The sequence below is a fragment of the Mycobacterium sp. genome (genome assembly GCF_046095365.1).
Classification (GTDB): domain Bacteria; phylum Actinomycetota; class Actinomycetes; order Mycobacteriales; family Mycobacteriaceae; genus Mycobacterium.
Genome location: NZ_JBJTJF010000099.1, coordinates 19,315 through 27,026 on the forward strand (window position 1 = coordinate 19,315; position 7,712 = coordinate 27,026).

Consider the following 7,712-nt stretch of genomic DNA (forward strand, 5'->3'; position numbering starts at 1 on the left):
GATCGCCCTCATGGTTGCGGTTTCGCCTGGACCGCAGCCCTGGTGGTGATCTCGCGGAGGAGAATAGGGTGGCGGGCATGGCAGTGCAGCGCCCGGAGTACGTCGATTTCCACTTCGACGTGATGTGCCCGTACGCCTACCAGACCTCGCGCTGGATTCGCGAGGTCCGCGACCGCACCGGCCTTCGGGTGAACTGGCGTTTCTTCAGCCTCGAGGAGATCAACCGCGAGGAGGGCAAGAAGCACCCGTGGGAGCGGGAGTGGTCCTACGGGTGGTCGATGATGCGCATCGGGGCGCTGCTGCGGCGCCGGTCGATGGACGACATCGACGCCTGGTACGAGCGGGCGGCCAGGGCGCTGCACGTCGAGGGACACAAGCCGCACGAGAAGTCCGTCGCCCGCCATCTGATCAGCCAATTGGGTTTCGACCCCGGCCTGGTGGACGAGGCGATCGCCGACCCGACCACCTCCGAGGAGGTGCTCGCCGACCACCGGCGCGTGGTCGAGGCCGGCGGCTACGGTGTGCCGACGCTGTTCTTCCCCGACGGCCAGTGCCTGTTCGGACCGGTGCTCATCGACCCGCCCGCCGGCGACGCCGCGGTGCGACTGTGGGAAGCGGTGGCGGCGTGGACGGAGTTCCCGCACCTCTACGAACTGCAGCGGCCCAAGACCTCCGCCGACGAAAAGGCCATCGTCGAGACCTTCCGCCCGTATCTGGAAGCGCGCGACTGGGTTTCGATCAACCGCGGCCAGGTGATCAGCTTCGACGGCCGCGATTAGCTAAACCGGCGGGGGAGGCGGCGCCGGAGCCCCGGCCGGGGCGGGGATCTTCGGGTAGCTGCGCCCGGTGCCCACCGCGGGCGCCGACTCGGCTGCCGCGGGCCGCTCCCGGCCCGGTGCCGGATCCCACCCGGTGTCCACAAGCCGACGCTGGACAACGACCGCCAGTGTCAGCAGACCGGCCCCTATCAGCAGCATCGCGACCATGCCCCCGGTCGAGCCCAGCTTGGCGGCGTTGCCGAGAAGAATTCCGTACCAACCGAAGTCGGCGTCACCGAAGGTGGTGTTCTCCTCGCCGAACGATCCGAGCACCTTGACCAGCAGAGCGGGCAGGAAGGTGATGAGCAGACCGTTTACGAAGGCGCCGGCCACCGCACCGCGCCGGCCGCCGGTGGCGTTGCCGTATACGCCCGCCGCCCCACCGGTGAAGAAATGCGGCACCAGGCCTGGCAGCACCAGCACCCAGCCGAACGCCGGGCCAAGCCACAGCGACAGCACCGCCAGGCCGACGAGGCCGCCGACGAAGCTGGAGATGAACCCGATCAGGACCGCGTTCTGGGCGTAAGGGAACACGATCGGGGCGTCCAGCGCCGGTATCGCGCCGGGCACCATCCGCTCGGCGATGCCCTGGAACGCCGGAACCAGTTCGCCGAGGATGGTGCGCACCCCGAACAGGATGACGGCGACGGCCACGCCGAAGCTCAGGCCCTGCGTCACTCCCATCATCAGGAAGTTGCCGACGCTGGTCGCCGCGCCGTCGCCGGACTCGTCGGCATAGGCCGCGAACGCCGTGGCGCCGCCCGCCCTGAACAGGTAGATCAACCCGACGGCGGTGTACATCAGCACCATTGACAAGGCGGTCGCCACCATCGAGTCGCGCAGGAACCGAAGCGACTCAGGCAGTTTGAGATCCTCGGTGGACCGGCTCCTCGAGCCGCCGGCGAAGCGGCCGGTGATGCCGGAGGCGATGTAGCCCAGGGTCCCGAAATGCCCGATGGCGATGCTGTCGTCACCGGTGATGCGCTTGGTCCACGGCTGGGAGATGGCCGGTAGCGCCACCATGACCACCCCCAACAGCAGACCGCCGAGGAGCACGACCGTGGCGCCCGGCAGGCCTGCGCTGGCCAGCACAATGGTCAGCAGGGTCGCCATGAACAGAGTGTGGTGGCCGGTGAGGAACACGTAGTGCAGGGGGGTGAACCGGGCCAGCAGCAGGCTGATTGCGAAGCCCAGGATCATCAGCCAGGCCACCTGCGCGCCGAACTGTTTCTGGGCGATCCCGACGATCGCCTCGTTGGTCGGCACCACCCCCTTGGTGCCCGCCGCGCCCTGGATCATCACCCCCAGCGGTTTCAGCGAGGCCACCACCAGGGTTGCGCCCGCGCCGATCAGCAGGAACCCCAGCGTGGCCTTCAGCGCCCCGCCGATGACCTGCCCGGTGCTCTTGCGCAGCGCGATCAGACCGACGGCGGTGATGATCCCGATGAGATAGGCCGGGACTGCCAGGATTTCGTTGACGACGAATTCGGCGACGGCGACCAACCAGTTCATCGGTTCCCTAGATGTCATAGGAGTCGCGCAGCGCGGCGTCGATCTCGCGGGTCGAGGTGAAGTTGTCGATCACCTTGACCGGGACGCCGACGTCACCGAGGGTCTTGGCGATCTCGCCGGAGGTCATGATCAGGTCGGCCTCCTTGGCACGGCCCTTGGCCGAGATGGTGTCGGTGGCTTCGACGGTGATGAAGGGTGCCCACCCCCAGCTGCCGAGCACCTGCTCGAGGGTGTTTTTCAGAAACAGGCTGGTGCCCAGGCCGTTTCCGCACACTGTCAGGATGAGGTTGGACGTCCGGCCGCCGCCGGCCGCCGGCTGGGTCGGCTGAAGGCCGCCGAGGATCCCCATCACCGCCGACGGTGTCGCGGCAGTGTTCAGCGCCGCACGCTTGTCCGGGCTGCCTACGATCTTGGCCAGTTCGGCCATCGAGGTGGCATGTGCGCCGTCGTCCGTCGCGGCCAGGGCGACCACCAGGTCGACGGGGTCATTCGTCTTGTGCCCGAAGGAGACCGGGTGCGCCAGCCGCACCCAGGACATGCCGGTTCGGTGCACTGCCTCTGACGGGCGGGCGTGGGCGAAGGCGAATCCCGGTGCCACCACGATGTAGGGACCGTTGGTCTGAACGTTGTCGATCATGGACCCGGTGTAGGCCGGACCGGCGATCCCCGCGCTTTCCAACAGGCCGCCTGCGGCGAGCACCGCCTCCTCCCAGGTGGCGGCGTCCACGTCCAGCGCGATGCAGTCCTCGGCGAGAAGACCGCTCAGACCTGCCATGGCCGGGACACTAACACCGAAGCCGGCGCGCCACCTCGCCATAGCGCTCAAGTCTTTCCGGGCTCGTCAGCGCGTTGTAGATCACGATGCGCGAGGCGATTCCGCCGTATTTGGCGCGCAGGGCGTCGGCCATGCCGTCCCAGGTGGACTCGGTGGCGAAGACGGCGATGTGTTCGTCGGTGATCTGCGCGGCCATCCCCGCGACATCCCCGGACTTCTGGCGCTCCCGGATCCGGGCGGTGGTGCCCTCGAAGCCGGCCTCGTCCCAGATGAACGCGTAGTTGGGCGTGCTGCCGTAGAAGCTCAGGCTGGCGCGCACCAGTTCGCGTTCGGCGTCGCGTTCGGCGTCGGTGTCCCCGGCGATCGTTGCCACCGGCACGATGACCGCGACGTCCTGTGCTGACCGGCCCGCTCTCGCCGCACCCTCGGCGATGCGGGGGACGACATGCCGGCGCAGGTAGCCGGGTTCTCCGATCGGGTGGACGTGCACCCCGTCTGCCACCTCGCCGGCCATCCGGAGCATCCACGGATTCACCGCCGCGACATCGACTTTCGGGTCGGGTGCCGCGATCGGCCCGGGACTCCACTGCGGCGTGATGAAGTCCAGTTCGTAGAACTCGCCGTGGTGCTCGAGGTGTCCGCTGCGGAACGCCTCGAAGCATGCCTTGACGGCCCGCACGTAGTCGCGCAGCCGTGGTCCGGGGGGGTCGAAGGCGCTGCCGTAGCGGCGCACCACGTGGGTGCGAACCTGGGTTCCCAGCCCGAGCCGGAACCGCCCGGCCGGATTCCGTGCGTAAACGGCCTCCTGCAACTCCCACGCGGTGGCCGCCGTGACGAACGGGCTGCGGGGGAAGGCCACCGCGACCCCGGTGGACAGGTCCAGTCCCGGTGCGGCCTGGGAGGCAACCGCGGCGCTGAGATAGGGGGTGCGGCCGGTCTCGGTGAACAGCAGGCCGGAGAAGCCGGCCGCCTGGACGCCGCGGGCGATGTCGCCGGCCCGGACCAGCGGCTGGGGCAGGGTCATCGCGTCGACGTGCATGCCGGTGAACTCTACGCACGGACCGAGCCGGCCATTTTCCATCGCGGACCCTGCGATTCTGGCAAACTTCACCCGCGACCAGGCAGGAGATCAGAGCGTGACGACCACTATGGAGAAGCCTCCGCTGCTGAGCAAGCGCGACCTCATCGTCATCGCCGTGACGGTGGTCGCGGCCGTGCTGGCCGGGGTGATGCACTACGCGCACATGAACGCCGTGCTGGCCTTCGTCGTCGCCGCGATCGCCCTGGCCACGCTGGCGTCGCTGGTGGGCCGGTCGGTCGAGGCCCTGGGGGATCGGCTGGGTCCGGCCGCCACCGGAATCCTGCAGACCGCGCTGGGGAACCTGCCCGAGCTGTTCGTCATCCTGTTCGCGCTCAAGGCAGGCCTGTTCGGCGTCGTGAAGGCCACCATCGTCGGGTCGATCCTGGCCAACGTGCTGCTGGTGCTCGGTCTGGCTTTCGTGGTGGGCGGCCTCAAGCACGGCCGGCAACGCTTCGCCGCCGAAGACGGCCGCACACTGGGGCTGATGTTCACCCTCGCGGTGTTCATCCTCGCCGTCCCGTCGCTGACAGCGGCGATGCACACCCCGGCCGAGTCGCACGAGCGCGTGGTCTCGGTGGTCGTCTCGGTGGTCATGCTGGCTTTGTTCGCGCTGTCGTTGCCGGCCACCCTGGGCAACAAGCAGCCGGACCCGGTCGCCCATGCCGGGCACGAACACCGCGGGGCGTCTCCGATCGCGGCGAGCAAGGATTCGGCCAAGGCGGCCAGTGCCGCGTCGGCGCACGGCGAGTGGCCGCTGGCGATGGCGATCGGCATGCTGGCCGCGGCGGGTATCGGCGCGGCGTTCGTCTCCGAGTGGTTCGTGGCCGCGCTGGAACCGGCGATGGAAGCGGCGGGGATCAACGAGGTGTTCGCCGGTCTGGTGATCGTGGCGATCGCCGGCAACGCGGTGGAGAATTTCGTCGGCATCCAGCTGGCGGCCAAGAACCAGATGGACTACGCCGTTCAGGTGGTGCTGCAGTCACCGGTGCAGATCGCGCTGACCATCGCCCCGATCGTCTGCCTGTCGGCGGTCTGGCTGGGCCAGCCCGGGTTCGATCTGGTCTTCTCGCCGCTGCTGCTGGCCGCGATGATGATGTCGGCGCTGGTCGCCGTGCTGGTGACCTTTGACGGCGAGTCGAATTGGTTCGAGGGGGCTGTGCTCATCGCGCTGTACATCGCCATCGCCACTGCCTTCTGGTGGGGGTAATGCTGTCGCGGGGGGCGACAGTGGTTGCAGCAGTGATCGTTTCGGTCCTTCAGGCCTCGTTGCCCGCGGCCGCCGACAGCTCCGCGGACGCACTCGCCGCTCTGGATTCGCTGGCGGTGAAGGGCCGCGCGCCGAAGACCGGATACGACCGGGATCTGTTCGGGGAGCGGTGGACCGACGACGTGACGGTGGAGTACGGCCGCAACGGTTGCGACACCAGAAACGACATCCTGCGCCGCGATCTGGTCGACGTGGTGATCAAGCCGGGGTCCAATGACTGCGCGGTGCTCAGCGGAATCCTCAACGACCCCTATACCGGCACCAGCGTCGAGTTCCGCCGCGGCCCGGGTAGTTCGGCGGAGGTCCAGATCGACCATGTCGTAGCACTCTCGGACGCCTGGCAGACCGGCGCCCAGGAGTGGGACGACTTCACCCGGCGCAACTTCGCCAACGATCCGATCGAATTGCAGACCACGCTGGGCTGGGTCAACCAGGAGAAGGGCGACGCCGACGCGGCGACGTGGCTGCCGCCCAACACGTCCTACCGATGCGTGTACGCCACCCGCATCGTCAACATCAAAGCCGCCTACCGGCTTTGGGTGACACCGCCCGAGCGCGACGCGCTGGCCCGGGTGCTCGCCGGCTGCTAGGTGACCGCCGGCCAGAGCGTTCCGTCGGCGGCCGACACCACCGCGTTGTACAGGTAGGCGGTGGCCAGCGACTGGTCCATCCGGTGCAGCTTGGCGAAGTCGCCCCACGGCGCCGCACCGGCCTGGCCGGTGAACTGGAAGTCCATGTAGAGGTCCATGCCGGCCGCGTCGAGGCCTTTGAGGTAGTCGCGGTAGATGTCACCCATCCGCGGATCGTTGGTCGCGGCGTAGAACGCGTTCTGATAGGCCGCGCCGCGGCCGTCCAGGTGCGGGCCGCCCTCGTAGGCGACAAGCTCGATGGGCCGGCCCAGTTTCGCCGACCACTCCTGGGCCAGCCGTTCGTGGCTGGCCGTCCACTCCAACGAGGTGGCTACATTGGCGCGGGTGTCGGCGATCACCTTGTCGACGGAGGTGGCGGCGGAGTAACCGGCCCGCTGCTCGTCGGTGGGGGTGATGTAGGGCGCGATCGCGATCGCGTCGAACGAGCCGCCCATGTTCTCGGCGACCTGGTTGGTCACCCAGTCCACCGCCGCCCAGCCGGCGGCCACCCGGACCAGATTCAGCGAGGACTGGCCGGCGAACACCTGCGACCAGATGTCCATGTCCCGCTTTGCCTCCTGCCCGGCGACGATCCACTGGCCGAAGTCGGGATCGAGGCCGGCCGCTTTGGCCTTGTCGGACACCCACTGCGAGGCCTCGAAGCCCCATCCGAAGTTCCACACCTCGTTGGCCCATTCCACGTAGACGGTGCGTCCGGGCTCCAGGTGCTGGCTGACATAGGTGGCGAAGTTGCGGACGAAGGTGTCGTCGGCGGCATACGGCATGTTGAACCACGGGTCGGCGTCGAGTTCGTTGGCCAGTTCGACCATGTACTCCACCGAGATGCCGTTGGCGAGCGGCTCGCTCGGGGTTCCTTCGGCCCCCGAACCCTGCCGGATGTCTGCCGCGTCGCGGCGCTGCGCCCAGGTGGTGATGTCGGAGCCGTTCGTCTCCTGCATGCCCATGAAGCGCAGCGCTCCGAACGGCTGGAGGCGGGACAGGAACAGCGGGTGGAACGGGGAGAACGGGGCGCCGGGCTGCCAGCGCTGGCCGACGAAGCTCTGGCCGTTGTAGTCGGGCATCCAGACGTTGAAGTTGCGTACCGGATCAGCCGGGCTCGTCTCCTCGATGCGCATGTAGATGCCGCTGTCGGTGGGGGTGACCCGCAACTCGGCGAAGTTGCGTCCGGCCGGGGTCTTACCGCTGGAGGTGACGACCGCGTCGAAGCCGAAGGTGACCACACCGGTGCCGTCCCACTCGGCGTGGTAAGTGCCGCCGGCGTAGTCCCCGCCCAGCGCGTCGAACATCAGGGTTCCGGCGTACTGCTTCATCTGCACGCCGTTGGCCGTCCAGGTCTTCAGCGAGCGGATGTTGCCGTTGGCGTCGATGTCCAGCGCCGGCGCCTGCGCGGGATCCCAGGTGGTTGCCCAGGTCTGCGGGTTGAAGGAGTGCGAGATCCACGGACGCGACGCTTTGAACGCGTCGGTGAACGTCCATGCCGGTGACCAGTCGACGACACTCTCCAGGTTCATGCCGACGGCCATGTGGCCGGTCTCGGGATTCGGGGGCGGCGGCGGGGGCGACTTCGCCAAGCTGCACCGGATGGACCAGTCGCTGGCCACCGCCTACC

The 7,712-nt window shown here is 68.5% G+C and carries 6 protein-coding genes and 1 pseudogene; 3 read left to right on the plus strand and 4 right to left on the minus strand.

Annotated elements, in window-relative coordinates:
• The first annotated feature begins 77 nt into the window (after positions 1–77).
• Positions 78–779: a mycothiol-dependent nitroreductase Rv2466c family protein gene (locus tag ACKOQ4_RS08590; protein WP_526290821.1), complete on the plus strand. Its 702-nt coding sequence runs from the start codon at positions 78–80 to the stop codon at positions 777–779.
• Here the strand turns inward: ACKOQ4_RS08590 and ulaA are convergent, their stop codons facing one another.
• The 3 genes from ulaA to ACKOQ4_RS08605 are packed head-to-tail and all read right to left on the minus strand — an operon-like array spanning position 780 to position 4,144.
• Positions 780–2,330, minus strand: coding sequence for a PTS ascorbate transporter subunit IIC (gene ulaA / locus ACKOQ4_RS08595; RefSeq protein WP_526290823.1), 1,551 nt, complete (start codon positions 2,328–2,330; stop codon positions 780–782).
• A gap of 7 nt (positions 2,331–2,337) precedes the next feature.
• Complete coding sequence (locus ACKOQ4_RS08600) at positions 2,338–3,105, minus strand: PTS sugar transporter subunit IIAB (RefSeq protein ID WP_526290825.1); 768 nt, start codon at positions 3,103–3,105, stop codon at positions 2,338–2,340.
• Positions 3,106–3,115: 10 nt separating this feature from the next.
• The gene (locus ACKOQ4_RS08605; protein ID WP_526290827.1) at positions 3,116–4,144 is read right to left on the minus strand and encodes a TIGR03617 family F420-dependent LLM class oxidoreductase; all 1,029 of its coding nucleotides are present in this window, start codon (positions 4,142–4,144) and stop codon (positions 3,116–3,118) included.
• Positions 4,145–4,241: 97 nt separating this feature from the next.
• Here ACKOQ4_RS08605 and cax point away from each other — a divergent pair, with 97 nt between their 5' ends.
• The gene (gene cax, locus ACKOQ4_RS08610) at positions 4,242–5,393 is read left to right on the plus strand and encodes a calcium/proton exchanger (RefSeq protein ID WP_526290829.1); all 1,152 of its coding nucleotides are present in this window, start codon (positions 4,242–4,244) and stop codon (positions 5,391–5,393) included.
• Positions 5,393–6,040 (plus strand): annotated as a pseudogene (locus ACKOQ4_RS08615) (GmrSD restriction endonuclease domain-containing protein); the annotation flags it as partial. The gene cax and the pseudogene ACKOQ4_RS08615, both read left to right, overlap by 1 nt.
• Here ACKOQ4_RS08615 and ACKOQ4_RS08620 read toward each other — a convergent pair.
• Complete coding sequence (locus ACKOQ4_RS08620) at positions 6,040–7,626, minus strand: hypothetical protein (RefSeq protein ID WP_526290831.1); 1,587 nt, start codon at positions 7,624–7,626, stop codon at positions 6,040–6,042. The pseudogene ACKOQ4_RS08615 and the gene ACKOQ4_RS08620 sit on opposite strands and share 1 nt — an antisense overlap.
• Positions 7,627–7,712 lie beyond the last annotated feature (86 nt).